This is a genomic window from Nocardia sp. XZ_19_385 (assembly GCF_015355755.1).
GTDB lineage: Bacteria > Actinomycetota > Actinomycetes > Mycobacteriales > Mycobacteriaceae > Nocardia.
Genome location: NZ_JACVEE010000001.1, coordinates 1,676,438 through 1,703,393 on the forward strand (window position 1 = coordinate 1,676,438; position 26,956 = coordinate 1,703,393).

Annotated in this window: 28 protein-coding genes; 13 read left to right on the plus strand and 15 right to left on the minus strand. The window is 67.3% G+C overall.

All coding sequences use genetic code 11. The annotated features are described in order from the left end of the window. Positions 1-206 precede the first annotated feature (206 nt). Entirely contained in the window at positions 207-1,550 is a 1,344-nt protein-coding gene (ftsY, locus tag IBX22_RS07875) for a signal recognition particle-docking protein FtsY (protein ID WP_194814652.1), read from the minus strand. 156 nt (positions 1,551-1,706) lie between these two features. Here ftsY and IBX22_RS07880 point away from each other — a divergent pair, with 156 nt between their 5' ends. Further along, positions 1,707-2,096, plus strand: coding sequence for a DUF2237 family protein (locus IBX22_RS07880; RefSeq protein WP_194814653.1), 390 nt, complete (start codon positions 1,707-1,709; stop codon positions 2,094-2,096). Positions 2,097-2,129: 33 nt separating this feature from the next. Here the strand turns inward: IBX22_RS07880 and IBX22_RS07885 are convergent, their stop codons facing one another. Beyond that, entirely contained in the window at positions 2,130-2,903 is a 774-nt protein-coding gene (locus IBX22_RS07885; protein WP_194814654.1) for a TetR/AcrR family transcriptional regulator, read from the minus strand. Positions 2,904-3,018: 115 nt separating this feature from the next. On the opposite strand from IBX22_RS07885, the gene IBX22_RS07890 reads away from it, so the two are divergent. From IBX22_RS07890 to IBX22_RS07900, 3 genes are all read left to right on the plus strand, one after another. Beyond that, a complete protein-coding gene (locus IBX22_RS07890) occupies positions 3,019-3,915 on the plus strand; it encodes an NmrA family NAD(P)-binding protein (protein ID WP_194814655.1) in 897 nt (298 codons plus the stop codon). A gap of 70 nt (positions 3,916-3,985) precedes the next feature. Further along, positions 3,986-4,468 carry a pyridoxamine 5'-phosphate oxidase family protein gene (locus IBX22_RS07895; RefSeq protein WP_194814656.1) on the plus strand — a complete coding sequence of 161 codons (483 nt, stop codon included), beginning with the start codon at positions 3,986-3,988 and terminating at the stop codon, positions 4,466-4,468. Between the two features lie 68 nt (positions 4,469-4,536). Next, a complete protein-coding gene (locus IBX22_RS07900; RefSeq protein ID WP_194814657.1) occupies positions 4,537-4,959 on the plus strand; it encodes a nuclear transport factor 2 family protein in 423 nt (140 codons plus the stop codon). A 3-nt stretch (positions 4,960-4,962) separates the two neighbouring features. Here IBX22_RS07900 and smc read toward each other — a convergent pair whose 3' ends face one another. Beyond that, positions 4,963-8,571: a chromosome segregation protein SMC gene (gene smc, locus IBX22_RS07905; RefSeq protein ID WP_194814658.1), complete on the minus strand. Its 3,609-nt coding sequence runs from the start codon at positions 8,569-8,571 to the stop codon at positions 4,963-4,965. Positions 8,572-8,909: 338 nt separating this feature from the next. Between smc and IBX22_RS07910 the strand changes: the two genes are divergently transcribed. Beyond that, positions 8,910-10,049: a hypothetical protein gene (locus tag IBX22_RS07910; protein WP_194814659.1), complete on the plus strand. Its 1,140-nt coding sequence runs from the start codon at positions 8,910-8,912 to the stop codon at positions 10,047-10,049. On the opposite strand, the gene IBX22_RS07915 is transcribed toward IBX22_RS07910, so the two are convergent. Further along, positions 9,998-10,483, minus strand: a complete 486-nt coding sequence (locus IBX22_RS07915) for a hypothetical protein (RefSeq protein WP_194814660.1) — start codon at positions 10,481-10,483, stop codon at positions 9,998-10,000. The two genes, IBX22_RS07910 and IBX22_RS07915, sit on opposite strands and share 52 nt — an antisense overlap. A gap of 35 nt (positions 10,484-10,518) precedes the next feature. Continuing rightward, positions 10,519-10,953 carry a DUF1707 domain-containing protein gene (locus IBX22_RS07920; protein ID WP_194814661.1) on the minus strand — a complete coding sequence of 145 codons (435 nt, stop codon included), beginning with the start codon at positions 10,951-10,953 and terminating at the stop codon, positions 10,519-10,521. A gap of 130 nt (positions 10,954-11,083) precedes the next feature. Here IBX22_RS07920 and IBX22_RS07925 point away from each other — a divergent pair, with 130 nt between their 5' ends. Then, positions 11,084-11,845, plus strand: coding sequence for an alpha/beta fold hydrolase (locus IBX22_RS07925; RefSeq protein WP_194814662.1), 762 nt, complete (start codon positions 11,084-11,086; stop codon positions 11,843-11,845). Here the strand turns inward: IBX22_RS07925 and IBX22_RS07930 are convergent. Continuing rightward, positions 11,835-12,662 carry an SDR family NAD(P)-dependent oxidoreductase gene (locus tag IBX22_RS07930; protein WP_194814663.1) on the minus strand — a complete coding sequence of 276 codons (828 nt, stop codon included), beginning with the start codon at positions 12,660-12,662 and terminating at the stop codon, positions 11,835-11,837. The two genes, IBX22_RS07925 and IBX22_RS07930, sit on opposite strands and share 11 nt — an antisense overlap. A gap of 158 nt (positions 12,663-12,820) precedes the next feature. On the opposite strand from IBX22_RS07930, the gene IBX22_RS07935 reads away from it, so the two are divergent. Further along, positions 12,821-13,906, plus strand: a complete 1,086-nt coding sequence (locus IBX22_RS07935; protein WP_194814664.1) for an S-(hydroxymethyl)mycothiol dehydrogenase — start codon at positions 12,821-12,823, stop codon at positions 13,904-13,906. After that, positions 13,903-14,526 carry an MBL fold metallo-hydrolase gene (locus tag IBX22_RS07940; RefSeq protein WP_194814665.1) on the plus strand — a complete coding sequence of 208 codons (624 nt, stop codon included), beginning with the start codon at positions 13,903-13,905 and terminating at the stop codon, positions 14,524-14,526. Before IBX22_RS07935 ends, IBX22_RS07940 begins: the two co-directional genes overlap by 4 nt. 95 nt (positions 14,527-14,621) lie before the next feature. Here the strand turns inward: IBX22_RS07940 and IBX22_RS07945 are convergent, their stop codons facing one another. After that, a complete protein-coding gene (locus IBX22_RS07945) occupies positions 14,622-15,050 on the minus strand; it encodes a hypothetical protein (RefSeq protein ID WP_194814666.1) in 429 nt (142 codons plus the stop codon). A 67-nt stretch (positions 15,051-15,117) separates the two neighbouring features. Between IBX22_RS07945 and IBX22_RS07950 the strand changes: the two genes are divergently transcribed. Next, entirely contained in the window at positions 15,118-15,258 is a 141-nt protein-coding gene (locus tag IBX22_RS07950; protein WP_194814667.1) for a hypothetical protein, read from the plus strand. Here IBX22_RS07950 and IBX22_RS07955 read toward each other — a convergent pair. From IBX22_RS07955 to IBX22_RS07990, 8 genes are all read right to left on the minus strand, one after another. Next, positions 15,255-16,163, minus strand: coding sequence for an endonuclease/exonuclease/phosphatase family protein (locus IBX22_RS07955; protein WP_309234480.1), 909 nt, complete (start codon positions 16,161-16,163; stop codon positions 15,255-15,257). The genes IBX22_RS07950 and IBX22_RS07955 overlap by 4 nt on opposite strands. Before the next feature lie 70 nt (positions 16,164-16,233). Beyond that, the gene (locus tag IBX22_RS07960) at positions 16,234-16,683 is read right to left on the minus strand and encodes a DUF350 domain-containing protein (RefSeq protein WP_194814669.1); all 450 of its coding nucleotides are present in this window, start codon (positions 16,681-16,683) and stop codon (positions 16,234-16,236) included. A gap of 21 nt (positions 16,684-16,704) precedes the next feature. After that, the gene (locus tag IBX22_RS07965) at positions 16,705-17,871 is read right to left on the minus strand and encodes a glutathionylspermidine synthase family protein (RefSeq protein ID WP_194814670.1); all 1,167 of its coding nucleotides are present in this window, start codon (positions 17,869-17,871) and stop codon (positions 16,705-16,707) included. Then, positions 17,871-18,410, minus strand: coding sequence for a hypothetical protein (locus tag IBX22_RS07970; protein ID WP_309234582.1), 540 nt, complete (start codon positions 18,408-18,410; stop codon positions 17,871-17,873). Before IBX22_RS07970 ends, IBX22_RS07965 begins: the two co-directional genes overlap by 1 nt. Before the next feature lie 109 nt (positions 18,411-18,519). Continuing rightward, entirely contained in the window at positions 18,520-18,795 is a 276-nt protein-coding gene (locus IBX22_RS07975) for an acylphosphatase (RefSeq protein WP_194814671.1), read from the minus strand. Then, positions 18,796-19,221, minus strand: a complete 426-nt coding sequence (locus IBX22_RS07980) for an OsmC family protein (protein ID WP_194814672.1) — start codon at positions 19,219-19,221, stop codon at positions 18,796-18,798. Positions 19,222-19,293: 72 nt separating this feature from the next. Then, on the minus strand, positions 19,294-20,028 hold the full coding sequence (locus IBX22_RS07985; RefSeq protein WP_305082251.1) for a response regulator: 735 nt from the start codon (positions 20,026-20,028) through the stop codon (positions 19,294-19,296). Continuing rightward, on the minus strand, positions 20,025-22,583 hold the full coding sequence (locus IBX22_RS07990) for a sensor histidine kinase KdpD (RefSeq protein WP_194814673.1): 2,559 nt from the start codon (positions 22,581-22,583) through the stop codon (positions 20,025-20,027). The genes IBX22_RS07985 and IBX22_RS07990 overlap by 4 nt, the downstream gene beginning before the upstream one ends. A 376-nt stretch (positions 22,584-22,959) precedes the next feature. Between IBX22_RS07990 and IBX22_RS07995 the strand changes: the two genes are divergently transcribed. Genes IBX22_RS07995 through kdpB form a run of 4 tightly spaced genes read left to right on the plus strand, consistent with a single transcriptional unit; the run spans position 22,960 to position 26,955 of the window. Further along, on the plus strand, positions 22,960-23,061 hold the full coding sequence (locus IBX22_RS07995) for a potassium-transporting ATPase (RefSeq protein WP_228538250.1): 102 nt from the start codon (positions 22,960-22,962) through the stop codon (positions 23,059-23,061). After that, entirely contained in the window at positions 23,058-23,144 is an 87-nt protein-coding gene (kdpF, locus tag IBX22_RS38500) for a K(+)-transporting ATPase subunit F (RefSeq protein WP_194815670.1), read from the plus strand. The genes IBX22_RS07995 and kdpF overlap by 4 nt, the downstream gene beginning before the upstream one ends. Further along, entirely contained in the window at positions 23,145-24,815 is a 1,671-nt protein-coding gene (gene kdpA, locus IBX22_RS08005; RefSeq protein WP_194814674.1) for a potassium-transporting ATPase subunit KdpA, read from the plus strand. 1 nt (position 24,816) lies between these two features. Next, complete coding sequence (kdpB, locus tag IBX22_RS08010; protein WP_194814675.1) at positions 24,817-26,955, plus strand: potassium-transporting ATPase subunit KdpB; 2,139 nt, start codon at positions 24,817-24,819, stop codon at positions 26,953-26,955. Position 26,956 lies beyond the last annotated feature (1 nt).

Consider the following 26,956-nt stretch of genomic DNA (forward strand, 5'->3'; position numbering starts at 1 on the left):
AGTCCTCCTCATCTCGGGCCCAGCCGACCAACGGCGATATGGACCTGAACAGAAAGGTTCCTCACTCGGTGTTTCATCTGGCGTGCCGCGAGGTTTCGCGTGCGTGAACGGATGAGCCAGTTGTGTTGCATCTACGTTTCGTAGTGCCGACCTCTCAGGAAAGCGCAGGTGTGAGGCTCGGTGAGCGGCAAATGCCCGGTAATCGATCAGCCCAGCAGGGCGTCGACGAACGCACCCGGTTCGAACGGGGCCAGATCGTCCGCGCCTTCGCCGAGCCCGACCAGCTTCACCGGGACGCCGAGTTCGTGCTGCACCTGGAAGACGATGCCGCCCTTGGCGGTTCCGTCCAGCTTGGTGAGCACGACGCCGGTGATGTCCACCACTTCGGCGAAGACCCGGGCCTGCATGAGGCCGTTCTGGCCGATGGTCGCGTCCAGTACGAGCAGCACCTCGTCGACCTCGGCCTTTTTCTCGATGACGCGCTTGACCTTGCCGAGCTCGTCCATCAGACCGGTCTTGGTGTGCAGGCGGCCGGCGGTGTCGATGAGCACGACGTCCACGCCGCGATCGATGCCGGCGCTGACCGCGTCGAACGCGACGGCGGCCGGGTCGGCGGCTTCCTTGCCGCGCACGGTCTCCGCGCCGACGCGCTCACCCCAGGTCTGCAGCTGATCGGCGGCGGCGGCACGGAAGGTGTCGGCCGCGCCGAGCAGCACGCGGCGGCCGTCGGCGACCAGCACGCGGGCGAGTTTGCCTGTGGTGGTGGTCTTTCCGGTGCCGTTGACGCCGACCACCAGCAGGACCGCGGGGTGGTCGTCGTGCGGCAGGGCGCGCACCGAGCGGTCCAGCTCCGGGCGCAGCGCTTCGATCAGCACCTTGCGCAAGATGGCGCGGGCCTCTTCAGGGCTGCGCACACTGTGGGCGGCGATCTCCTCGCGCAGGCGGGTGACCACGGCCGCGGTGCTGGCGGTGCCGAGATCGGCCAGGACCAGGGTGTCCTCGATCTCCTCCCACGAGTCCTCGTCGAGGTCGCCGGCGCCGAGCAGGCCGAGCAGGCTCTTGCCGACCGCGTTCTGGGAGCAGGCCAGGCGGCCACGCAGGCGGAACAAGCGGCCCTCGGTGGGCTCGATCTCGTCGAGGGTGGGCGCGGGAGCCTCTTCGACGACCTCGACAACCTCGACGGATTCGACGACCTCGACAGTCTCGACGGACTCGACGTCGCCGTCCGGCAGCGTGACGTTGGTGATGCCGCGCTTCGGGGCGTCCCGCGGGATCGCCGCGTCGTCGCCGACGTGCGGCTGGCCTTCGTCATCGGTCCGCTCGAGAGGAACGGGTTCGAGAGTCGCGGTGTCGGTACCGCCCTGACTGAAGCTGAACCCACCCTGGGCCGTATAACCACCGGACCGGTCGGTCACCTCCTTGTCCGGGGTCGGCGGCGCAAGCGACACCCGGCGTCGCTTGTACCGGACGGAACCGGCAACAAGCACCACCAGCAGCAGCGCGGCAATCGCGGCGATCAGAATCCATGCTTCGGCACTCACGGGCCCCATCCTTGCAGAACCCCGACACGCCGCCGACTAGGCACAACCGGACGAGTCCGGCAGCGGCGGCTTGTAGCCAGGCAGAAGCCAGTTGTGCACTGAACACAACCAGCGAGATTTCTTGTCCTGCGGAACTTCTCGCGAACTGACAATAGGATCGGCAGCGTGACTGACCGAAACGTGCTTGGGGGGCCGCTCGAAGAATGCGGCGCCGATCCTCTCACCGGCTTCTATCGGGATGGCTGCTGCAGTACCGGCCCGGAGGATCTCGGCAGCCACACCGTCTGCACCGTTGTCACGGCCGAATTCCTGGAGCACCAGGCCTCCATCGGCAACGACCTGTCCACCCCCCGTCCGGACAACAACTTCCCTGGCCTGCAACCCGGCGACAGATGGTGCGTGGTCGCCGTGCGCTGGTTGCACGCCCACGAGGACGGCGTCGCCGCACCGGTTGTGCTGGCCGCCACACATGAGAACGCCCTGGAGGTCATCTCCATGGACATCCTGCGCAAATACGCCGTCGACGTGCCGGACGACGTAAGCGACCTGCTGTAAGTCGTAAAGGCCGATTTCCGCGCGTCCTGAGGGTCAGCGCGGCGGAAGCGGTTGGGCGGCGCGGCGGCGGTGTGCCTTCTGGCGGCAGGCCGCCGAGCAGTAGCGGGCTGGGCGGCCGGTTGGCGGGCGGTGGAGTTCGGTGGCGCAGATCGGGCAGCGCGGGCCTTTTGTTTCGTTACGCGGTGGGGTTTCGTTCTGCGAGTTGGGGTTTGTGGCGGGTTTCGTTACGGGGGTGGTGCGCAGGGCGTCGAGGACCAGGGCGGCGCCGCGGACGAGGCTGCGGTCGGGACGTTGATGTCGTTGGATGGCAACGCATCCGGTGAAGATGTCGAGGACGTCGGCGAGAGCGATGTCGGGGCGGACCGCGCCTTGCTGCTGGGCGGCGTCGAGAAGCGCTTCGAGGGCGCGGTGGAAGCGGGCGCCCGCGCTCTGGATCAGGGCGCGGGGCCAGCCGTCATCGGATTGCACTATGTCGCAAAGAGCCTGGTTGCCGGGGGTGGAGGCGACTACCTCGGTGCACACGGCGAAGAAGGCGGCGCCGGGGTCCGCGGTGTTCTGGTGTGCGGCGGCAAAGCGAGCCAACCGGTCGATTCGCTGCTGCATAACCGCTTCCAGCAGATCGGATTTCGTGGGGAAATGCCGGTAGACGGTGCCCGCGCCGACACCGGCGCGGCGGGCGATCTCGGCCAGTGACACCGAGATTCCGTGTTCGGCGAAGGCCTGCTGCGCGGCGGCCAGGACCAAGGCGCGGTTGCGCCGGGCATCGGTGCGGGAAACGGGGCCGAGAGCGGTGGATGGAGTGGACATTTCGTTACGGCCTTCCGTTTTCGTGCCTGGTTCAGCGGGCCGCACCACCCGTATGGTCCGGAAGCGGGTCGTCCGACCCGATTGAATCTAGCAGTCTCACAGAAGCAGGCACCGAATGTCCTTCCCGCAGAATCCGATCCTCGTCACCGGCGCCACCGGCAAGCAGGGCGGCGCCACCGCGCACCGGTTGCTGGCCGCGGGTGTCGCGGTCCGCGCACTGGTCCGCGACCAGAACACCGAGGCCGCACAGGCTTTGGCGGCCGCCGGGGCCGAACTTGCCCTCGGGGATTTCGACGCACCCGACACCCTCGAAGCCGCGCTCGCCGGGACGCGGGCAGTCTTCGTCGTACCACCCGCCGCCTACGGAGCAGGGGGCTGGGATCTCGAATTGGAAGCCGGGCGCGGTGAACTCCTGGTGCGCCTCGCCCGCACGGCCGGGGTCGATCAGCTGGTCTTCACCGGTATCGCCTCGATGGGCAACGACGACAACTGGGGCACCGGCGGCAAGCGCCGCATCGAACAGGCCGTGATTGCCAGCGGCCTGCGCTACACCATCCTGCGGCCGGTGCGCTTCATGGAGAACTATCTGATGCAGGGCTTCCCGGTGGACGGCATCAACGACGGCGTGCACCGCCACCTCTTCCCCGCCGACCGCCCGCTGCAGATGATCGCGGTCGCCGACGTCGCCGAATTCGCCGCCCTCGCCTTCGCCGACCCGGACCGTTTCCACGGCCTGACCCTCGAAATCGCCGGTGCGGCAATCAAGCCCACCGAGGCCGCGGCACTGATCAGCGAACACATCGGCCAACCGGTGCGCTACGAGGAGCTCACCGAATCCGACGCGGCGGCCATCGGCCCGGAGATCGCCAATGTCTGGCGTCTGAGCCGCCACACCGGCGGCTGGCACGCCGATATCCACGCCCTGCGCGCCATCCATCCGGGCCTGACGACCCTCGAATCCTGGCTCACCACAACTGGATCCGCCCAGCTGAAAGCTATCCTCGCGAGCTGAACATCCGAACTTGTCGGTGTCTCGTGCGACCATGCGAGCGAGAACAGGATCCAAGGCGTGAGGAGTCGGTGTGACAACGAGTTTCGGGGATATCGCGGATGACTTCTTCCGGTTCACCGCGGAGGTGGTGTGGTGCACGATCACCACGGTCGACGGCAACGGCCGGCCGCGGTCCCGGATCCTGCACCCGCTCTGGGAGCAGGTCGACGGCCGTCCGGTGGGCTGGATCGTCACCGGCCGGACCCCGATCAAGGTGCGCCACCTGGCCGCCAATCCGGTTGTGGCGTTCTCGTATTGGAGCCCGGCACAAAGTGTGGTGCAGGGCGAGGCCGTCGCGAGCTGGGTCGAAGACCTGGACACCAAGAAGCACGTCTGGGATCTGTTCATGACCACCCCACCACCGGTCGGCTACGACTTACGGCAGTTCGCGGCACCGAGCCACGACAGCCCCGACTTCGATATCCTGCGCCTGGATCCCGACCGGGTGCAGGTCCTCGACGGCGCCGACTTCGGCGTGAATTTCACCCCGCGCGTCGCGGTACTGAAGCTCTGAGCTCCTGCCGGATCTACGCCTGCGAAAGCCGCACCGGCACAACGACAGACAGGCGTAGATTCGGTGTGATGGAAGATTTCCTGGCTCAGTACTGCGCCGCCTCCGCGGCGCGCGATTTCGACACCATGATGAAAGCGGTCGCCCAGGACGCGGTGCTGGTCTCACCACTGTCCGGGCGCGCGGTGTTCCGCGGCCACGACGATCTCCGGATCCTGCTCACCGCGGTCTACTCGGCGCTGTCCGACAGCAGCTGGGAAGCCCCGATCGGCACCGGCGACCGTCGAGTCGTCATCGGGCACGCCAAGATCGGCCCGGTTCAGCTAACCGACGCCATGATCATCGATCTCGACGCCGATGGCCGAATCCGCCGCTTCGGCCCACACCTGCGCCCATGGCTGGCACTCACCCTCGTGGCCGTGCGACTGCTCCCGACGATGCTCCGCCATCCCGCGGTGATGCGCCGCTCGATGCAAACCCCTGACCGCACGTAGCGGTCAGTTCGCCGCCGCGCCGACGAGGTTCTCGCCGCGCATGCGCTGCGAGATGACCTGGGTGATGCCGTCGCCGCGCATGCTGACGCCGTAGAGGGCGTCGGCGATCTCCATGGTGGGCTTCTGGTGGGTGATGACGATCAGCTGGCTCTTTTCGCGCAGTTGCTCGAAGAGGCCGATGAGGCGGCGCAGGTTGGTGTCGTCCAGGGCTGCTTCGACCTCGTCCATGACGTAGAACGGGGAGGGGCGGGCGCGGAAGATGGCGACCAGCAAAGCTACTGCGGTGAGGGATTTTTCGCCGCCGGAGAGCAGGGACAGGCGCTTGACCTTCTTGCCCGGCGGGCGGGCCTCGACCTCGATGCCGGTGGTGAGCATGTCGGCGGGGTCGGTTAGCACGAGCCGGCCTTCGCCGCCGGGGAACAGTTTCGCGAAGACACCGACGAATTCGCGTTCCACGTCCTCGTAGGCCTCGGTGAACACCTGCAGAATGCGGGCGTCTACTTCAGCGACGACGTCCAGGAGGTCCTTGCGGGCGTTCTTGACGTCTTCGAGCTGGGTGGACAGGAAGTTGTAGCGTTCCTCCAGCGCCGCGAACTCTTCCAGCGCAAGGGGATTCACCTTGCCGAGGGTGGCGAGGTCCTTCTCGGCTCGTTTGGCGCGGCGTTCCTGGGTGGCGCGGTCGTAGGGCATCGCGGTCGGCGCGGTGACCTGTTCGCCACGTTCCCGGGCCTGGTCGTATTCCTGCCATTCCAGGTCGCTGGCCGGGAGCGGCACGGCGGGCCCGTACTCCTCGATCAGGTCGTTGAGCGCGATGCCGAACTGCTCGGAGATATTGGCTTCGAGCTGTTCGATGCGCAGGGCCGCTTGGGCTTTGGCGACTTCGTCGCGGTGCACGGCGTCGGTCAGCTGGGCCAGCTGCGTGGCAAGCGCGCGGACACGTTCCTTGATCTGCTCGACCTGCGCGGCGGCTTCGGTGCGACGGCGCACCAGGTCGTCGCGGCGGGCACTCGCCTCGGCGACAACCTTTTCCAGTTCGGCGGCGATGCGGGCACCGGCGGCCGCCACGGCCGCGGCCACTTCGGCGGCCTGCCTGCGAGCGGCGTGCGCGCGTTCGGCGCGGGCGCGGGCTTCCCGTTCGGCGCGGGCGGCGCGGCGCAGCGAATCCGCCTTGCCGCGTACCGATTCCGCGCGTTCCTCGGCGGTGCGCACGGCCAGGCGCGCTTCCACTTCCATCGAGCGGGCCTCGGCCAGCGCGGCGGCGGCTTCTTCGCGATCGCGGCCCGCGGATTCGGTTCCCGCGGCGGCCAGCTCGGAATCGTCCTGCTCGACTTCGACGGCGCGCAGCCGGTCTTCCAATTCGGCCAGGGCGGTGAGGGATTCCGTGCGCCCGGCTTCGGCGTCGGCGCGCTGCTTGGTGAGTCGCTCACTGTCCCCGGTGGCGGCGCGGGCGGCCTGGCCGAGGCGGCCGAGCCGGTCGTAGATCGTCATCAGCGCCTGGTCGGACTCGTGCAGGGCGAGCAGCGCCTGGTCGACAGCGTCCTTGCGGTCGGACTGTTCGTCGAGCGCGCCCGACAGGGCGGCTTCCAGTTCCTCGGCGTGGCGTTGCGCGGCGATCAGGTCGGCTTTGGCGGTGTCGATATCGGCTTGGATCTCCAGTTGACTGGGCGCGCGGTCGGAGCCGCCGAGGATCCAGCCGGAACCGGTGAGGTCACCCTCGCGGGTGACGACCCGCAGTTCCGGGCGGGCCCGCAGCAGTTCGGTTGCGGCGGAAAGGTTCTCGACCACCGCCACGCCCGCGGTCAAAGCCGCGATGGCGCCGCGCACCGAGTCCGGGCAGTCCACCACGTCGGCGAGCCAGCGCGCCGAACCCGGCAGCCCACCATCCGGCAGCGGTCCGGCCTTGTCCGCTCCGAAGACCAGCGCGACCCGTCCCCCATCGGCTTCCTTCAACGAACGCACCGCGGCGTGCGCACTGGCAGCGCCGTCGGCGGCGACCGCGTCGGCCAGCGGACCCAGTGTCGCGGCCACGGCCGCTTCGAATCCGTTGTGTACGCGCAGCAATCCGGAGAGCGGGCCGAGCAGCCCCTGGGTCTGGTTCTCCACCAGCCAGGCCGCACCGTCGCGACGCGCCAAACCCATGCTCAGCGCTTCGATCCGCGCGCTCAGCGACGCGACCAGCTTGCTGGCGTCGCGATCCTGTTCGCGCAGTTCCTTGACCCGCTGATCGGCCAGCTCCAGCGCCTGCACCGCGTGCTCGTGCTGGGCGTCGAGCCCGGCCTCACCGGCATCGAGTTCACCGAGTTCGCTCTGCACCGTGTCGAATTCGGCCTGCGCGGCCTCCCCGCGGTGCCGGGCCTCGGTGATCGCTCCCGACAGTCGCGCGATCTCCGCGTCCATCGACTGCGCCTTGGTGCGCAAGGTATCGACCTGCCCCGACAGTCGCGCCAGACCTTCGCGCCGGTCGGCGATCGCGCGCACCGCGGCCAGATGCGCCTGCTCGGCGGCTTTGGCGGCGTACTCGCGTTCGGCCAGCGCGTCGCGCGCCGCCTCCAGGGTTTCGGCCGCGATCTCCACGGTCTCCCGCAGTTCGGCCTCCTCGGCCTCCACCCGCGCGGCTTCGGCTTCCAGCTGGTCGGGGTCGCGGCCGGTGCCGACCTGCACTTCGGTATCCAGATGACGCGCCCGATCACCGGCGATCCGGATGGTCGCGTTCACCCGTTCGGTCAGCGCCGAGAGCTGGAACCAGATCTGTGCCGCCGCCTCCGCGCTCGGGGTCAGCCGCGACAACTGGAATTCCTGCTGCGCCAGCACCGCGTTGGCGGCGTCGAGCTCGGATTGCACCGTGATGTGCTGCTCGCGCGCGTAGGCCTCTTTACTCTGCTGGCTTTCCAGCTCGCCGCGCCGCGTCACCAGATCGTCGGCGGCCAAACGCAATCGCGCGTCCCGCAGGTCGGCCTGCACGGTCTGCGCCCGCCGCGCCACTTCGGCCTGCCGGCCGAGCGGCTTGAGCTGGCGGCGCAATTCGGTGGTGAGGTCGGTCAGGCGCGCCAGATTCGCCTGCATCGCCTCGAGTTTGCGCACCGCTTTCTCTTTGCGCTTGCGGTGCTTGAGCACACCGGCGGCCTCCTCGACGAACGCGCGCCGATCCTCCGGGCGCGATTCCAGGATCGCCGAGAGCTGCCCCTGCCCCACGATGACGTGCATTTCCCGGCCGATACCGGAGTCACTGAGCAGTTCCTGCACATCCATCAAACGGCAGCTGCTGCCGTTGATCTCGTACTCACCGGCGCCGTCGCGGAACATGCGCCGGGTGATCGACACCTCGGCGTAGTCGATGGGCAGTGCGCCGTCGGAATTGTCGATGGTCAGCGTGACTTCGGCGCGACCGAGCGGCGCGCGGCCCGTGGTGCCCGCGAAGATGACGTCCTGCATCTTGCCGCCGCGCAACGCTTTCGCGCCCTGCTCGCCCATCACCCAGGTCAGTGCGTCGACGACATTCGATTTGCCGGAACCGTTCGGACCGACCACGCAGGTGATCCCGGGTTCGAACCGCAGGGTCGTCGCGGACGCGAAGGACTTGAATCCCTTCAACGTCAGACTCTTCAAATGCAATTCGACGACCTTTCGGGAGTCGGCATGATCGGGGCGGGCGACCAGCCATGATATCCACCCCGCACCGACCGTCTGGTACGCGGGGAGCGCATCACGGGTTCGACGGCGGCGACTCGCACCAGACTATCGAGTTCGCCCGGGCACAGGCACATTTCGGTGTGCGGAAGGTTTGCCGAAACTGGTCAGCTGACACATTCAGATTCGATGCCAACCCGTGATCACCAAATCCCGGTACCGGACACCCTGGGCACATACCATCCACCCTGATTTGCCAGCGCACCGTTTGCGACTGCTTGTCAGGTCGCTCGAAATGGTCAGTCATTCGGGAGTATCCGCCGATGCCACCCCTGTTCGGGACCAGCACCAGCTACCGGCTCGCTCGGATCGCCGCGCTCGTCGTCGGGAGCCTGCTGTTCCTCTATGCCTGTGAAAGCAGCAGGAGCTCGATGTTTTCCGACGTCTGGGTGGAGATCCTGCTCGCGGCGGCTTTCGGCATGGCCGGAATCGGCGCGGCGTGGTTCGAGATCATGATCGACGAGCGGTCCGCACGGAATGGCAAGACCGGCACCGCAGGCCTGCATTTCGAAACCGAGGAGCGGATCATCCGCGGTCGTATCGCCCGCTCGGGGAACCTCGTCCTGCACGGGCGCGACCTGGAGACCGACTACGAATGGTCCTGGACCTTCCGCCCCGCCGCCTTCCCCGCCATCCGTGCCGCCCTCGGCGACGACGGCAGTGACCTGCTGAAACTGCTGGAAAAGACCATCCCGCAACTGGATCGGAACGGCCGCGACGACCCGGGTGCGTGGTTGCGCGCACAGGAGGTGCCCGCGACGTATCGGGAGAAGGGTGACAACCCCACCGAGGTCACCCGCGAACTTCCGGTGATGAAGCTGGGTCTACCCAAGGCGTCCCCGCGAAGCCGGATCGCGAGTCCGGAAGCGCCACGTCAGCGCGCCGGGGCTGCTGAGCGGCAGCGCAATTCCCAGCCGGCGAGTGAGCTGCCGCGTCGCCGCCAGGTCGAACCGGATCTCGAGCCGGAGACTCCACCCCGGCGCTCGCGTCCGGAGTTCGAGCAGACCACCTCGCGAGCCCCGCGGAAACGCCCCTCCGTCGATCAGCCCGCGCCCTCACGTCGCAGTTCACAGCCCCGACGGGATGAGGTGAGTGCTCGACCCGAGCAACGCCTCCCGGACCTGCGCGAAGATTCGCCGCGGCGCAGCCGGCGTCCCCAACCGGACCTGCCCCCGCAGCGCTCGTCCGACCGCTCGGCGCCGGTTCGGCGGGAGCGCCCGAGCCGCAACGATTCCGATCGACCCGCTCGTCCCGCACCTGATCGCACCGCACGCCGCGGCCAAGCTGTCACCGACCGCCCGGTCCAGGTCCCGCTCAATCGTCTCGACTCGCGGCACGACTACGACGTGGATTACGACGACACCCCTCGCGCAACCCAGTCTCGTTCGCGCCACGGACGCTGACAGTCCAGCTTGCGCCGCCAGAGTTCGATCAGTGGGGTGCCGATGATTGTCGGTCCGAGCCAGGCGATGAGTTGACTCGGACCGGTCAGCGGGCCGGCCTCGAGAGCAAAGCTCACCACGATCGTGGCGGTGATCAGGGCGATGTAGGAGCCGCCCTGCCCGTGTACGTAGGCATGGCTCCAGCCGGTGCCGCGATGCGAAAGGGCCTGGCGGGCAAGGAGAGTCAGGCCGAGGGTGAGGACGGAGACGGGGATCAGCCACCACAGGTCGTGGCGGACGGTCAGTACCAGCACGGTCGCCGAGGCGCAGATGACTACGACCGTCCACACGTAGGCATAACCGGCGAGGCGACCACGGCCTCTGCTGTCCAGCCACATGACGGCCGGGCCGAGCAGGAGGCCGAGGGTGCCGGAGACGATATGAATTACCAGCATGGTGGGTCACCACCAATTCTGTGAGCGGTAGGCGATCAGCGCCGCACTGCGTGACACTTGCCGGATTCGAAGCCGGTGAGCATGCGGAACGCCAGCACCGCACCCCACGGGCCGATTACCCAGACTGGCCAGAAGTACGTCAACTCACCGACGCCGAGAGAGATGGCGGCCCAGATCCCCAGCACCAGGAGGCTGACGCCGAGCCACGAGCTTGCTTCGATCTGCTGCCAGATCGGGTAGCGCCGGGCGGACGCGGCTTTGGCGAAGCCGCCGGGGGCTTCTTTGGAGAGCTTGGGCAGGTCGGTGAGTACCGAGTCGAGGTCTTCGCGGGTGGTGGTCGCGTAGACCTGAGCCACTCGCTTGTCGTATTCGGCCAGGTCGAGGCGGCCGTCGGCCATGTGCCGGGCGAGGAGGTTTACGACATTGTCGCGTTCGGCGTCGGAGGCGCGGGTGCCGGAGGTGATGTCCATGTTGGGTTCCTTCGGAGTCCATATTCCACATTGGAATGTGACTCCATACTGAACCCTCCACAATGGAATGTCAATAGGTTCTGTCACCATGCCCATTGCCCGGCCAGCCGGACGATGTGACGATGTCTCGATGAAATGGCTGCTCATCCGCGGACTCACCCGCGATGCCAGGCACTGGGGTGATTTCCCCGAGAAGTTCGCGGCCGCAATGAATACCGAGGTGCACACGATCGACCCGCCCGGGTTCGGCAGCCAGCATCACCGCACCTCCCCGGCCCGCATCGCCGCCATCACCGACGACATCCGAGCCCGCTTCGGCGAGCTGCGCGGCGCCGAGAAGTGGTCGATCATGGGGATCTCGCTGGGCGGCATGGTGACCTTGGACTGGATCGCCCGCTACCCGGGCGAATTCGAGCGCGCCGTGGTCATCAACAGTTCGGCGGGCAATACGGCCACACTGTGGGACCGTGCCCAACCCGCGTTCCTGACAAGGCTTTTCCGCAGTGTCGCGCGCGGCGAGCTCGGCGACCCCGACAAGTTCGAACGCACCGTCCTGGGCATCTCCTCGAACAAGCCAGACGCCGAACTGGATTCGCTCGGCAAGCAATGGGCGCAGTGGCAGCGCGAAGCCGCGCCCTCCCGCGCCAGCAAGCTCAATCAGCTACGCGCCGGGATCACCTTCCGGATGACTCCGACGACGACCACGCCGATGCTGGTGATCACCTCGACCGGCGATCGCCTTGTCTCCCACAAGTGTTCGGTTGCAATCGCAACAAAGACCGGCGCACCCCTGCGGGTGCATCCGACCTCGGGCCACGACCTCCCGACCGATGAGCCGCAATGGCTCATCGATCAGGTCGTCGATTGGGAGCGCAGCGACGTCAGAGGTTGAAGCCGCCGCCGCAGACCAGGGTTTGGCCGCTGACGTAGTCGGATTCGGGGAGGGTGAAGAGGTAGACGGCGCCTGCGGCCTCGCGAGGGGTGCCGCTGCGGCCCAGGGGGATCATCTGTTCCATGGCGGTGATCAGGTTCGGGTTGACGCCGACTTTGATTTCTTTGCCTTCGATGTCGATGGTGCTGCCGCCGGCGGGGGCGTCGGTGAGGCGGGTTTTGATCATGCCGAAGGCGACGGCGTTGACGGTGACGTTGTAGCGGCCCCATTCTTTGGCCATTGCCTTGGTGAGGCCGATGATGCCTGCTTTGGCGGCGGAGTAGTTCGCCTGTCCCGCATTGCCGCCCGTGCCTGCCAGTGAGGAAATGTTGACTACCTTGCGGCACGGCACCGGTTCGCCGTTCTCTTTTGCCTGTTTGGCCAGGCCGCTGATTACCGGTTGGGCGGCGCGCAGGATGCGGAAGGGTGCCTTGAGGTGGACGTCGAGGATGGCGTCCCACTGTTCGTCGGTCATCTTCTGAACTACCGAATCCCAGGTGTAGCCGGCGTTGTTGACGATGATGTCGAGGCCGCCGAACTCGTCGACGGCGGTTTGTACGAAGCGTTCGGCGAAACCCTCGTCGGTGACGCTGCCGATGCACGAAACCGCTTGGCCGCCACCGGAGTCGATCGCCGCCAGGGTCTCCTTGGCGGGGCCGGCGTCGAGGTCGTTGACCACCACCTTCGCGCCCTCGAAGGCCAGCTTCAGCGCGATCTCCCGGCCGATGCCGCGGCCGGAGCCGGAGACGAGGGCGACTTTGCCATCCAGAGTTCCCATGAGCGGTTTCCTTTCACTACGCCTGTGGTGCTTTCTCCATCTTGGTGCCCGTGACCGGGCCCCGCCGCGGGTCGGGTCCGATTGGTGTGACTTGCAGGCATGCGCACGGCAATATGGGACCGGTGCCGCCGTTGGCACGTTGATCGAGGAGGTTGTTCGTGTCCGAGACCGTGCGCGGCGTCGTCGCCCGCAGTAAAGGCGCCCCTGTCGAACTCGTCGATATCGTGATCCCGGATCCCGGCCCGCACGATGTCGTGGTGCGCGTGCAGGCCTGCGGCGTGTGCCACACCGATCTGCACTACCGCGAGGGCGGGATCAACGACGAGTTCCCGTTCCTGCTCGGTCACGAAGCGGCGGGCATCGTGGAGACGGTGGGCAGCGCGGTCACCCACGTCGAAACCGGCGACTTCGTGGTGCTGAACTGGCGTGCGATCTGCGGCGAATGCCGAGCCTGTAAGCGCGGGCGCCCCTGGTACTGCTTCGATTCCAGCAACGCCAGCCGGAAGATGACGCTCGCCGACGGCACCGAACTCAGCCCCGCCCTCGGTATCGGCGCCTTCGCCGATAAGACCCTCGTGCACGAAAGGCAGTGCACCAAGGTCGATCCCGGCACCGACCCGGCCGTCGCCGGACTGCTCGGCTGTGGCGTGATGGCCGGTATCGGTGCCGCCATGAACACCGGAAACGTCTCGCGCGGTGACACTGTGGCGGTTATCGGCTGTGGCGGCGTCGGCGACGCGGCCGTCGCGGGCGCTCGCCTCGCCGGTGCCCGCACCATCATCGCCATCGACCGCGATGCCCGGAAACTGGAGTGGGCCAAGGAGTTCGGCGCCACCCACACCATCGACGCGTCGTCGGAGGACGTTGTCGAACGCATCCAGGAACTCACCGACAGCTTCGGCGCGGATGTCGTCATCGAGGCGGTCGGCCGCCCCGAAACCTGGAAGCAGGCCTTCTACGGTCGTGACCTCGCCGGCACCGTCGTCCTGGTCGGCGTCCCCACGCCCGACATGACGCTCGAGATGCCGCTGATCGACATGTTCTCCCGCGGCGGTGCGCTGAAGTCCTCCTGGTACGGCGACTGCCTCCCCGAACGCGACTTCCCGCTGCTGATCGACCTGTACCGGCAGGGCCGCCTCCCACTGGATCGCTTCGTCTCCGAGCGGATCACCATCGACGAGGTCGAGAAGGCTTTCCACGCCATGCACGCGGGCGAGGTCCTGCGCTCGGTGGTGGTCCTGTGAGTCGCATCGACCGCGTCATCACCTCGGGCACCTTCGCCCTCGACGGCGGCACCTGGGACGTCGACAACAACATCTGGCTGATCGGCGACGACACCGAGGTCCTCATCATCGATGCCGCGCACGACACCGAACCCATCGTCGACGCGGTGGGCGACCGCCAGGTTGTGGGCATCCTCTGCACCCACGCCCACAACGACCACATCACAGTGGCACCCAACCTCTCCCGCCACTTCGATGCGCCCGTCTTTCTGCACCCCGCCGACGAAGTCCTCTGGCGCATGACCCATCCCGACGTCGACTACCAATCCCTGGCCGACAAGCAACGAATCACGGTGGCGGGCACCGATATCGACATCCTGCACACCCCGGGCCACTCCCCCGGCTCGGTCTCCCTGCATGCCCCGGACCTTGCGGCGTTGTTCACCGGCGACACGCTGTTCTCCGGCGGCCCCGGCGCCACCGGCCGCTCCTACTCCGACTTCGACACCATCATCGACTCGATCCGCGACCGCCTGCTCACGCTCCCGGAGGAAACCACGGTCCACACCGGCCACGGCGACACCACGACCATCGGCACCGAAAAGCCGTCCCTCGCCGACTGGCTCGCGCGCGGCCACTGACGGCACCCCTGCGTGCGCCCTAGCCGTTTGCCCGCAGTGCCACGGGGCAGCGGCCGGGAGCGCGCGCAGCTGCAATCAGTCCGGCGCAGATGGAATCAGTCCGGCGGAGCCGGGAGCCAGGCGCTGGTGCGGCGATGGCGACCCAGGCCGACGAGGTCGAATTCGTCACGGCGGTCGGTGGCACCGGCCACGCCCAGGCGTTGCAGGGCGATGGAGATCGGGCCGTGGCTGGGGTATCCGGTTTCGTGGTAAGCGACGGCGCCGTTTTCCCAGATAGTGGCGGCTTGAACGCCTAGGCCGGCATGCATTTCGGACCAGGCGTAGATGACCGGGCCGCGGGTCGACCATTTGCGCAGCACTTCTTCGAAGCGGCGGCTCGGCGCCAGCAGGACGGTCGTGATTTCGTCGGTGAGCGGGATCAGGGCGAAGCCCTGCGCGAGCGGGATGACGGGGACGCCGTTTTCGCGGCCGATCGCTTCGAGCAACGCCAATTCGCCGATCACCGCGCTGAGTTCGTAGGCCATCGCAACTCCCGAGTCGCATAACCGTGGAGTACCAGGCTACGAGGTGCCCGGCCGACTCGTCCGGCCTTTGACCCAGGCCCAGCCGAATTCGATCACGGGCAATGGCTCGACGACCGAAGTGGTGCGGCATCGCGACCGCATCGATGCCGGAGACGATTTCGATGCGCCGCACTGGCGTTCGGTCGAGTTGCCCTGGGAGGCACGCTAGGCGGAGGGGGACGCCAGCCGGAGGCGAGCTACCAGGGCACGGTGGTCGGCGCCGGGCAGGGAGACTGTTTCCACCTCGGTGGCGTGGGCGTCGGCAAGGAGGATGTGGTCGATGCCTACGACGGGTGGGTAGAGCTTGTCCGTGGGATAGGTGACCAGATGTCCGGCACCGGATTGTTCGGCAGCATCGTGGAAGCGGCCCGAAAGCATTGCGCGGAACTGGAAGTGATCGAAGGTGGCGTTGAAGTCGCCGCCCGCGATGGCGGGTCGGCCGGCGGGGGCGCGGTCGAGAATCGCGCGGAGGCGGGAAAGTTCGTCGGCCCAGACGTCGGTGCCGTAGATCGGCGGAACCGGATGGAAGGCGTAGACGGTAACCGGGCCGGTGCCGGGAAGTGTTGCGGTGGCGGAGAGTTGATTCAGGACGTAGCCGTCGTATTCGATGGTGTCGGTGAGCGGGTAGGCGCTCCAGATGCCGGTGCCAGTAGCGGTTCTACCCGGGGAGACATAGCGGTAAGGCAGGAGTTGATCCAAGCCGATGCGGGTGAGATCGTCGAGGGCCGCCGGGGTGAGTTCGTTGACGGTCAAGATGCTGACGCGGCGGGTGCGGACCTCCTCGACCAGGGCACGCGGGTCAGCACCTTCGAACAGCAGGTTGGCTTGCATGACCGTCAGCTCGGGGCCGTTCTCGGTGCCCGAGTCGCTGACGTACAGCGGTAGCTGGGTCCACACCGCGGCGGCGGTCACCACGACCGCCACCGCTGCCCCGGCCCAGCGCCTGAGGACCGTAAACGCCAGCGCCGCCACGAGTGCGGCGCACATCAGGTACGGCGCGACCGACGCGGCGAAAACCAGCCAGCGCCACGACGACCGGCTGAAGTGCAGTGCGATCCCGGCCGCGCCCGCCACCGTGGCGCCCCAGACGAGCAGGTCGCCGCCGACCCGGACCGGTTTCGATCTCAGAAGCGCGCGAGGCGACTCAGAAGATCGCGAAAGCAACTACCAGGCCAAGTGCGAAATGAGCGGCCGCGACAGCGAGGGAGGCGGGGGTGAAGGTATCCGCGTGCAGCGCCTTGCCGATGTCGATGCCGATGGCACGCTCCAGCACGCGCACCGAAAGGACCTGTGCGGCAATGCCGATGAGGCCGAAGACGGTGGAGGCGATGAGGCCTTCGAGCAGGTCGCCGCCGGAGGTGTAGATGGCGATCACCACGATGAACGCCATGCTGATGATGCCCGCGGCGGTGACGACGATGGCGTTGGGCTTGCCCTCGGCGACCAGGCCGCGTAACCGGCCCGGGGTGGTGAGATCGATGGCGTAGAAGCCGATCAACATCAGTGCCAGGCCGATGATCGCGTACAGGATGATGGCCCCGACGCCTTCGCCGAGCAGGCGCCAGTAGTCCTGCTCGAGGGCAAGTGTGGTCATCGAAAGTCCTTCCGGGAACAGTTAAGTGGTGGGGATGCGGTGGGGAACGAAGGCGGCGCCGTCGTCGGTGATCAAGCCCGCGGTCTCGCGGATGCCGAGGCCCGCGGAACTGTCCCCGACCATCCAAGCACCGAGGACCGGTCGCATATCGTCGAATTCCGGTAGCGGGTCGAGCAATTGGTAGACGAACCCTTCGGCGCCGTACACGCCGCCGGTCGCGGTTTCCAGCCCCGCGCCGACGATCGTCATATTGGCGCCTTCGCGGCCCAGTTTCGGTTTGCGAATGTATTCGGTGAGCTCATTGGGCTGATCGAGGTAGGCGGGCAACAGATTCGGGTGCCCGGGGTACATCTCCCACAGCACGGCGAGGATGGCCTTGTTGCTCAGCAGCGTCTTCCACAGCGGTTCGACCCACATGGTCGCGGGCAGGCTCGCGATCACCCGCTTACCGAAGTCGTCGTCGAGCACCCACTCCCACGGGTAGAGCTTGAAGATGGACTCGATCGGCGCCTCGGCCAGATCCACGAAACGATCCAGCTCGGTGTCGAATCCGACTTCCTCGATGGGCAGCGCGATGGTGTCGAACCCGGCTTCGGCAGCGGTCTCCTGCATGTAAGCCGTGGTGACGTTGTCCTCGCCGGAGCCATCGGCCGACGACCACGCGAAATGCAGCTGCGCCGAGGGCAGCACATCCCGCAACTCGGTCCACCGCTCGACGAGCTTCTCGTGCAACGAATTCCACTGATCGTCGCCGGGATACTGCGTGGTCAGCCAGTGCCACTGGATGATCGCCGCCTCCAGCAGTGAGGTCGGCGTATCCGCGTTGTACTCAAGGAGTTTCGCGGGCCGGCGCGCGTCGTAGCGCAGATCGAACCGCCCGTACACGTAAGGGTCACTGCGCCGCCAGGATTCGGTGATCGGCGCCCAAGTCCATTCGGGCAGACCGAAATCCCGGAAGCGCTCGGTCAGGATCACCTGCTCGACGGCGTTGAGGCACATTGAGTGCAGTAGCTCGACATCCGCTTCCAGCGCGAGGATTTCGTCCATGTCGAACTCGTAGTGCACCGACTCGTCCCAATACGGGCGGGGCTGGCCACTGGCATCGCGGCCGGGCGAACCGTAGACGAGGCCCTGCTCCTCGATGATCTTCTTCCATCCAGGCCTGGGCGTTCCGCGTACCCGCCGCACTAGGACCCCCCGCCCGAGCTCTTGCTGCCGAGCCCGCCGCGCTGCACCGTGGTGCCGCTCTTGGTTTTGATCTCCGCGCCCTTGGGTTTGACGGTGCTGCCGCCGGCGGGCGCCTGCCCGATGGTCGGTGTGCCCCCGTAGTAGTAGCGATACTGCGGCCAGCCGCCGAGGATGATCAGCCCGCCGAGTCCGCCGTGCCAGCCGTCGTTGTCGCTGAAGTTCTGCCGGCCGGGACCGCACTTGTCGTCGGGGACGACGACTTCCTTGCCGTTCTGATCGATCTGCACGCAGGACGCGGTGACCTGGTCGGGCTTGTTGACAGCCTTGTAGACCAGGTATCCGCCGCCGACGAGCCCGGCGACGCCGACGACGGCGACGCTGCCCATCAGTACGCGTTTGCGGGTCTTCTTCTTGGCTGCCTCGGCGGCTTCGGCCGCGCGGCGCTCCTGATCGGCCTTCTTGCGCGCCTTGTCCCGGGCGCGCGACTCGGCCACGGTCGGCGGGCGCGGCTGGGTACGGCCGGGTTCCTGGCGCTGAATGCTGCCGAACCGGGGTTCCTCGGGTGGCAGCGCGAGTTCGGGGCGCTGCGGTTCCGTCTTGTCCGGCTCACCGTCGCCCGGGTTTTGCGTGCTCACCGATCCGCCCTCACTACCGCTCCTCGAATCCGGACATATCACCCCGCGCGGGCTCCCAGCTTTCCACAACCAGGGTCACCCGGCCAGGTGTTTCACCGGAACGCAACAGGCCGAGCAACTTCTCCCCGGCCGCCCGCGATCCTTCGGCGATGACATGGACGCGTCCGTCCCGCGAATTGCGGGCATACCCGCTCAGCCCGAGTTCCAGTGCGCGGGAGCGGGTCCACCAGCGGAACCCGACTCCCTGCACCGTGCCGTGCACCCACGCGCTCAGCCGGACGCCGTCCATCTAGGCGTCGACGTCGAAGTTCAGGTTGACCTTGGTGCCCGCCTTCAGGGTCCGCCCGACGGTGCACGCCTTGTCGATCGCGCGCTGCACCGCGACCAGCAGCCGGTCCCGGGTGGCGTCGTCGAGTTCGCTGAGGTCGAGTTCGAACTGCTCGTCCAGCTGCGGGTAGACCTCGTTCTCCCGGTCGGCGTCGCCGGAGACGCGGATGGTCGCGTCGAAGTTGTCGCCGAGGCGGCGCGAGAGCGTGAAGTCCGCGCTCAGACCGGAGCAGCCGGCCAGCGCGATCTTCAGCAGCTCACCCGGGGTGAACGCGCCGGGCACGCCCTGGCTCGCGATCAGCACTTCCGCGCCGCGCGAGCTGCGGCCGGTGTAGGCCCGGGTACCTGTGCGTTCGACCCACAGGGTGGTCGGGGTTTCTTCAGCCATGGTCACGATCCTGCCATCTCGTCGAGGTCATCCAGTGCACGCGTAGGAACGTCGGCCAGAACTGACACATTCCTATTCCTGAAACCGGTACCCCATCCCGGCCTCGGTGAGCAAGTGCTTGGGGTGCGCGGGATCGTCCTCGAGCTTGCGCCGCAACTGCGCCAGATACACCCGCAGATAATGGGTTTCGGTCGCGTAGGCCGGTCCCCACACCTCGCGCAGCAGCTCCTTGCGCCCGACGAGCTTGCCGCGATTGCGGACCAGCATCTCGAGCATGCCCCACTCGGTGGGCGTCAGATGCACGGCGGCGCCGTTCTTGGTGACCTTCTTCAAGGCCAGGTCGACCGTGAACGACGCGGTCTCGACCACGGGTTCGTGCGTTCCCGGATCGCCCGCGCCGCGGCGCACCGCGGCCCGGAGCCGAGCCAGCAGTTCGTCCATGCCGAAGGGTTTGGTCACGTAGTCGTCGGCGCCCGCGTCCAGCGCTTCGACCTTGTCGGCGGAGTCGGTGCGAGCCGACAGCACGATCACCGGCGTCGAGGTCCAGCCACGCAAGCCGGCGAGCACATCGATCCCGTCGATGTCGGGCAGGCCGAGGTCGAGGATCACCACATCGGGATGTTTGTCGGCGGCGATGCGCAAGGCTGCCGTGCCGGTGCCCGCGGTCATCACCTCGTAGCCGCGCACCGACAGGTTGATGCGCAGGGCGCGCACGATCTGCGGTTCGTCGTCGACGACCAGTACCTTGGTCGGCGGCGGCGCCGCGGTCTTGTCTGTCATCGCGAGTCCACTCACCTCTGTCGTCATTGCCGGTTCCTTGCCGCGCGGACCGAGCCGCCGCGCAGCTCCACGAACTCGCCGGTGGCGGCCGCGGCCGAACTGTCGTCCGCGGGCAGGTCCACCAGCATGGTCAAGCCGCCGCCCGGGGTCGGTTCGGCGTGCACTGTGCCACCCATCGCCTCCACGAAGCCGCGCACCACGGACAGTCCGAGGCCGACACCGGTGGTGTTGTCGCGGTCGCCGAGGCGCTGAAACGGTTCGAACAACTGCTCTTCGCTGCCGGGCGCGACCCCTGGTCCGGTGTCCACCACCGCGATCGACACCCGGTTGCCGGTGGTTTCCGCGGTCACCCGGACCGGAGTGTCCCGGGGCGAGTGCCGCAGCGCGTTGTCGACGAGGTTGGCCAGCACACGCTCCAGCAGACCTGGGTCGGCGCGTACCGACACCTCGCCGACCTCCACCCGCACCCGATTCATCGCCGCCCGGCGCAGACCGCGCGCGCCCATGCCGACGCTCACCAGCGCCCGATGCGCCACCTCGTCCATGTACACCTGCCGCAGTTGCGGTGTCACCACCCCGACTGCGAGGCGGGACGAATCGAGCAGGTTGCCGACCAGCGCGGTCAGCTGGTCCACGGATTCCTCGATGGTTTCCAGCAATTCGGCGGTGTCCTCGGTGGAGAACTCGATGTCGTCGCTGCGCAGGCTCGACACCGCGGCCTTCGCCCCGGCGAGCGGCGTGCGCAGATCGTGGCTGACCGCGGAGAGCAGCGCCCGCCGCAACCGGTCCGCTTCCAGCAACGCCGCGGCGGCACCGGCCTCCTCGGCGAGCCGCGCCTGGCGCACCAACGCGGCCGCCTGGTTGGCCACCGCGTTGAGCACGGGCCGGTCGCCGGATTCGATCGTCCGCCCGGACAACAGCAGCAAGCTGGACGCGTCACCGGCCTCGATCGTGGTGTCCGCGTCGGTAACCCGTTGCGGCGGGTTCTCCCCGGTCCCGGCGATCACCCGGTCACCGCACAGCATGCTCACCGACTTCTGTCCGTAGGTCTCGCGGATCTGTTCCAGCAACTTCGGCAGGTCCGCGCCGTAGAGCACCGCGCCGGAGAACATGGTCAGCAGTTCGGCCTGCCGCGACGCCTTGCGCGCCTGCCGGGTCTGCTTCGCGGACACCTCGACCAGCGCCGCCACCGCCACCGCCACGATGAGCAGCACCGCAACAGTGACGAAGCTGTCCGGCTCGGAGATGGTGAGGCTGTACCGGGGCGGGGCGAAGAACCAGTTCAACAGCATCCCGGACAGCAGGGCCGAAAACACCGCGGGCACAACGCCGCCCAGCAGTGCGACCGCTACGACCCCGACGAAGAACAGGGCGCTGAGCCCACCGAGTTCCAGGACGCGATCGAGCAGCATGCAGATCCCGCAGACCAGCAACGGGATCAGCAACGCGCCGATCCACGCGGTCACCGGTTGCTTCGCGGAGAACGGCAACCGTCGAGCGCCGGAGTTGGCTTGCTCGTGCGTCACCATGTGCACGTCGATCTTGCCGGAGCGCTGCACCACCGCCGAGCCGATGCCCTCGTCGAAGATCCGCGCCCAGCGCGAGCGCCGCGAGGTGCCCAGCACCAGCTGTGTGGCATTCACCTCACGCGCGAATTCCAGCAGCGCCGTGGGCACATCGTCGCCGGTCACGGTGTGCAGGCTGGAGTTCAAACTCGCCGCCAGCTCGCGCAGCCGGTGCAACCGCTCGGTCGACACCCCGGCCAGACCGTCGCCGCGCACCACATGCACCAGCACCAGATCGGCGCTCGATTTCGTCGCGATGCGACTGGCGCGACGGACCACCGTCTCCGATTCCGGGCCGCCGGTCACCGCGACGACAACGCGTTCGCGGGCCTCCCACAGCTCCGTGATCTTGTGGTCCGCGCGGTATTTCGCCAGCGCGGAATCCACCTGATCGGCCAGCCACAGCAGCGCCAATTCCCTTAGCGCGGTGAGATTTCCGGGCCGGAAGTAATTCCGCAGCGCCGCGTCGACCTTCTCGGCCTTGTAGACGTTGCCGTGGGACATCCTGCGCCGCAACGCTTCCGGCGTGATGTCGACCAGTTCGACCTGATCCGCCCCGCGCACCACCGCGTCCGGCACGGTTTCCTGCTGCTGGATGCCGGTGATCTGCTCGACCACATCGTTGAGGCTCTCCAGGTGCTGCACATTGACGGTGGACACCACGTCGATGCCCGCCGCGAGTAGCTCTTCCACGTCCTGCCAGCGCTTTTCGTGCTCGCTGCCGGGCGCGTTGGTGTGCGCGAGCTCGTCGACGAGCACCACCTGCGGGTGGCGGGCCAGCACCGCCTCGACATCGAGCTCGGGTAGTTCGGTGCCGCGATAGGACACCAGCTTCGGCGGGATCCGCTCCAAACCCTCCAGCAGTCCGGCGGTCTTGGGACGCCCGTGCGTCTCGACCACCGCGGCCACCACGTCGCGGCCGCGTTCCAGCCGCCGATGCGCCTCGCCGAGCATGGCGTAGGTCTTGCCCACGCCCGGCGCCGCGCCGAGGTAGATCCGAAGTTGACCGCGTTTCACTGATCCATCATTGCGCGTCGCCGGGTCGATCGGCTCGCGCGCATCGACCCGCGTGTTTCGAGCCCGCGAATGATCAGCGCACAAGCGATGAACCCGGCGAGCACGGCGATGGTGACAGCTGACACAACGAACCCCTCTGAACAATCCGACCTGGTGAGCACTCCACTGTCGGGCCCGGTGGGCGAGTTGCCCAGGATCTTTACGGTGTGTTGACGAATTGTCCTCGAACTTTGACGGCATCCTTTCAGCTATCTCGACCCGGGTGTCAAGAAATCGTCAATGCGCGCGGGCACGGCGCTAAGGACTCGTCAGGACACCCGGCCGGGACGCCTGCAACGGCTTGACTCGCCCTGGCGCGCTCCCCTCCGGAGCGCGAATGGAGGTTGTGGAATTCATGTCTGTCGTGGTGTTCACGGTGGTCACCGTGGCGGTTTTCGCGCTGCTCGGCCTGATCCAGCGCGGGGTGGAACGGCTGTGATCGCGAATCTGATCGGTCTGATTCTGGCCATCGGCGTCGCGATCTACATGGTCGCGGCCCTGCTCTTCCCCGAGAGGTTCTAGGTGAACACGACTACCGCGGGGATCGTCTTCCTCGCTTCGCTGGTCCTCGCGCTCGTCCTGGTGCACAAGCCGTTCGGCGACTACATGTACCGGGTCTACAACAGCAGCAAGCACTCTCGTGCGGAGCGCGTCGTCTACCGCCTGATCGGCGTGCAACCCGAGGTCGAGCAGACCTGGCCGGTGTACGCGCGCAGCGTGCTCGCCTTCTCCGCGATCAGCGTCTTCTTCCTCTACTTCTTCCTGCTGCTGCAGGGCCACCTGCCCTGGCATCTCGACGACCCCGGCACCCCGATGACGGCCGGACTGGCATGGAACACCGCGATCAGTTTCGTGACGAACACGAACTGGCAGAACTACGCGGGCGAATCCACCCTGGGCCACCTGGTGCAGATGGGCGGGCTGGCGGTACAGAACTTCGTGTCGGCCGCGGTCGGTATGTCCGTGGCGATGGCGCTGGTGCGCGGTTTCGCGCGCCGGCACACCGGGGAACTCGGCAACTTCTGGGTGGACCTGGTGCGCGGCACCTTGCGCATCCTGCTGCCGATCGCGTTTGTGTCCGCGCTCGTGCTGGTCGCGGGCGGTGTCGTCCAGAACTTCCACCTGCACGATCAGGTGGCCCAAACCCTCGGCGGCGCAACGCAGACCATTCCGGGCGGCCCGGTGGCCAGCCAGGAGGTGATCAAGGAGCTCGGCACCAACGGCGGCGGCTTCTACAACACCAACTCCGCGCACCCGTTCGAGAACCCGGACACCTGGATCAACTGGATCGAGATCTTCCTGATTCTGCTGATCAGCTTCTCGCTGCCGCGCACCTTCGGCCGCATGGTCGGCTCACCCAAGCAGGGGTACGCGATCGCGGCGGTGATGGGCACCCTCGCGCTGCTGAGCGTGACGCTGATGAACGTCTTCCAGTTGCAGCACCACGGCACCGTGCCGACCGCGGCCGGCGCCGCGATGGAGGGCGTGGAACAGCGCTTCGGCGTATCGAATTCAGCCACCTTCGCCTCGGCGACCACGTTGACCTCCACCGGTGCGGTGGACTCGTTCCACGATTCCTACACCAGCCTCGGCGGCATGATGGCGATGTTCAACATGCAACTCGGCGAAATCGCGCCCGGCGGTGTGGGTTCCGGGCTCTACGGCATGCTGATCCTCGCGGTCATCACGGTGTTCATCGCCGGGCTGATGGTCGGGCGGACGCCGGAGTATCTGGGTAAGAAGATCACGCCGCGCGAAATCAAGCTCGCCGCTGCGTATTTCCTGATCAGCCCGCTGATCGTGCTGGTGGGGACGGCCGTTGCGATGGCTATGCCCGGGCAGCGGGCGGCGATGCTGAACTCCGGACCGCACGGGCTCTCGGAAGTGTTGTACGCCTTCATCTCCGCGGCGAACAACAACGGTTCGGCGTTCGCGGGCCTGTCCGCCAACACCGACTGGTACAACACCGCGCTCGGGCTGGCCATGGCCTTCGGCCGGTTCCTGCCCATCATCTTCGTGCTCGCCCTGGCCGGTTCGCTGGCCCAGCAGGGCCAGACCCCCGAGTCGATCGGGACGCTGCCCACGCACCGGCCGCAGTTCGTCGGCATGGTCGTCGGAGTCACGTTCATCCTGGTCGCGCTCACCTTCCTGCCCGCGCTCGCGCTCGGGCCGCTCGCCGAGGGAATCCACTGAAATGTCCAGTACCGCAGTAGAAGAGGCCGAGACCACCGCGCAGAAACCGCGGAACGAGAAGAGCGGCCTGCTCGACCCCAAGATGATGCTGAAGTCACTGCCCGACGCGATCCGCAAACTGGATCCGCGCACGCTGTGGCGCAATCCGGTGATGCTCATCGTCGAACTCGGCGCCGTCTGGGCGACCGTGCTCGCGATCGCGCAGCCGTCCTTCTTCGCGTGGGCGATCGTCGTATGGCTGTGGCTCACCGTGATTTTCGCCAATCTCGCCGAGGCGGTAGCCGAGGGTCGGGGCAAGGCGCAAGCCGACTCGTTGCGAAAAGCCAAGACCGACACCGTCGCCCGCCGATTGGTGAACTGGTCGCCAGGTGCGTCCGCTCAGGAGGAATCCGTCGCGGCCCCCGAGTTGCGGCGCGGCGACTACGTTGTGGTCGAGGCCGGGCAGATCATCCCCGGTGACGGTGATGTGGTCGAAGGCATTGCCTCGGTGGACGAGTCGGCCATCACCGGCGAATCCGCACCCGTCATCCGGGAATCCGGGGGTGACCGTTCCGCGGTCACCGGCGGCACCACGGTGCTGTCGGACCGGATCGTCGTGCAGATCACCCAGGAGCCCGGCGCCAGCTTCATCGACAAGATGATCGCGCTGGTCGAGGGCGCGTCCCGGCAGAAGACGCCGAACGAGATCGCGCTGAACATCCTGCTCGCCGCGTTGACGCTGATCTTCGTGTTCGCGGTGGTGACCTTGCAGCCGCTGGCGATCTACGCCAAGCAGAACAACCCCGGCGTCGCCGACGCCCTGGCGCTGGACGGCAACGGCATCACCGGCATCGCGCTGGTTTCGCTGCTGGTCTGCCTGATCCCCACCACCATCGGCGCACTGCTCTCGGCCATCGGCATCGCGGGCATGGACCGGCTGGTGCAGCGCAATGTGCTGGCCATGTCCGGGCGTGCGGTCGAAGCGGCCGGTGACGTGAACACGCTGCTGCTCGACAAGACCGGTACCATCACTCTCGGCAACCGCCAGGCCTCGGCTTTCGATCCGGTCCCCGGAGTGACCGAAGCCGAATTGGCCGACGCGGCACAGCTTTCCAGCCTCGCCGACGAGACCCCGGAGGGCCGCTCCATCGTGGTCTACGCGAAGGCGGCCTACGGTCTGCGGGAGCGCTCCCCCGGCGAGCTGACACATGCGGACTGGGTGGAATTCACTGCCCAGACCCGGATGTCGGGTGTGGACGTCGACAGCAGGCAGTTACGCAAGGGCGCGGCCAGCGCGGTCACCGAATGGGTGCGTGCCCAAGGCGGTTCGGTCCCACCGGAACTCGGTGCGATCGTGGACGGCATCTCCGCATCCGGTGGTACCCCGCTGGTCGTCGGCGAGGCCGTCGACGGCACCGCCCGGGTACTCGGCGTGATCCACCTCAAGGACGTCGTCAAGCAGGGCATGCGTGAGCGATTCGACGAAATGCGCCGTATGGGCATCCGCACCGTCATGATCACCGGCGACAATCCCTTGACCGCCAAGGCGATTGCCGACGAAGCCGGAGTCGACGACTTCCTCGCCGAAGCCACCCCCGAGGACAAGCTGGCGCTGATCAAGTCCGAACAGGACGGCGGACGGCTGGTCGCGATGACCGGCGACGGCACCAACGACGCCCCCGCCCTGGCCCAAGCCGACGTGGGCGTCGCGATGAACACCGGCACCTCGGCGGCCAAAGAGGCCGGCAACATGGTCGATCTGGACTCCGATCCGACCAAGCTGATCGAGATCGTGGAGATCGGCAAGCAGCTGCTCATCACCCGCGGCGCGCTGACCACGTTCTCCATCGCCAACGACATCGCCAAGTACTTCGCGATCATTCCCGCGCTGTTCGTGGCGCTGTTCCCAGGCCTGGGCCTGCTCAACGTCATGCGGCTGCACAGCCCGCAGTCGGCGATCCTGTCCGCGGTCATCTTCAACGCGCTGGTCATCATCGCGCTGATTCCGCTGGCGCTGCGCGGCGTGAACTACACGCCGTCCAACGCGTCGAAGCTGTTGAGCCGCAACCTGTTGATCTACGGGCTCGGCGGCATCGTCGCGCCGTTCATCGGCATCAAACTCATCGACCTGATCGTCCAACACCTCCCTGGGATGTCCTGAA

Excerpts from the sequence above, each read along its gene's own strand:
- IBX22_RS07995 (WP_228538250.1), top strand. The coding sequence starts at position 22,960 with ATGGAGGTTGTGGAATTCATGTCTGTCGTGGTGTTCACGGTGGTCACC.
- IBX22_RS07900 (WP_194814657.1), top strand. The coding sequence starts at position 4,537 with ATGGAAGATTTCCTGGCTCAGTACTGCGCCGCCTCCGCGGCGCGCGAT.
- IBX22_RS07920 (WP_194814661.1), bottom strand. The coding sequence starts at position 10,953 with ATGGACATCACCTCCGGCACCCGCGCCTCCGACGCCGAACGCGACAAT.
- IBX22_RS07885 (WP_194814654.1), bottom strand. The coding sequence starts at position 2,903 with ATGTCCACTCCATCCACCGCTCTCGGCCCCGTTTCCCGCACCGATGCC.
- ftsY (WP_194814652.1), bottom strand. The coding sequence starts at position 1,550 with ATGGGGCCCGTGAGTGCCGAAGCATGGATTCTGATCGCCGCGATTGCC.
- IBX22_RS07915 (WP_194814660.1), bottom strand. The coding sequence starts at position 10,483 with ATGCTGGTAATTCATATCGTCTCCGGCACCCTCGGCCTCCTGCTCGGC.
- IBX22_RS07890 (WP_194814655.1), top strand. The coding sequence starts at position 3,019 with ATGTCCTTCCCGCAGAATCCGATCCTCGTCACCGGCGCCACCGGCAAG.
- IBX22_RS07925 (WP_194814662.1), top strand. The coding sequence starts at position 11,084 with ATGAAATGGCTGCTCATCCGCGGACTCACCCGCGATGCCAGGCACTGG.
- IBX22_RS07910 (WP_194814659.1), top strand. The coding sequence starts at position 8,910 with ATGCCACCCCTGTTCGGGACCAGCACCAGCTACCGGCTCGCTCGGATC.
- IBX22_RS07960 (WP_194814669.1), bottom strand. The coding sequence starts at position 16,683 with ATGACCACACTTGCCCTCGAGCAGGACTACTGGCGCCTGCTCGGCGAA.
- IBX22_RS07980 (WP_194814672.1), bottom strand. The coding sequence starts at position 19,221 with ATGGCTGAAGAAACCCCGACCACCCTGTGGGTCGAACGCACAGGTACC.
- IBX22_RS07975 (WP_194814671.1), bottom strand. The coding sequence starts at position 18,795 with ATGGACGGCGTCCGGCTGAGCGCGTGGGTGCACGGCACGGTGCAGGGA.
- kdpB (WP_194814675.1), top strand. The coding sequence starts at position 24,817 with ATGTCCAGTACCGCAGTAGAAGAGGCCGAGACCACCGCGCAGAAACCG.
- IBX22_RS07985 (WP_305082251.1), bottom strand. The coding sequence starts at position 20,028 with ATGACGACAGAGGTGAGTGGACTCGCGATGACAGACAAGACCGCGGCG.
- IBX22_RS07930 (WP_194814663.1), bottom strand. The coding sequence starts at position 12,662 with ATGGGAACTCTGGATGGCAAAGTCGCCCTCGTCTCCGGCTCCGGCCGC.
- IBX22_RS07945 (WP_194814666.1), bottom strand. The coding sequence starts at position 15,050 with ATGGCCTACGAACTCAGCGCGGTGATCGGCGAATTGGCGTTGCTCGAA.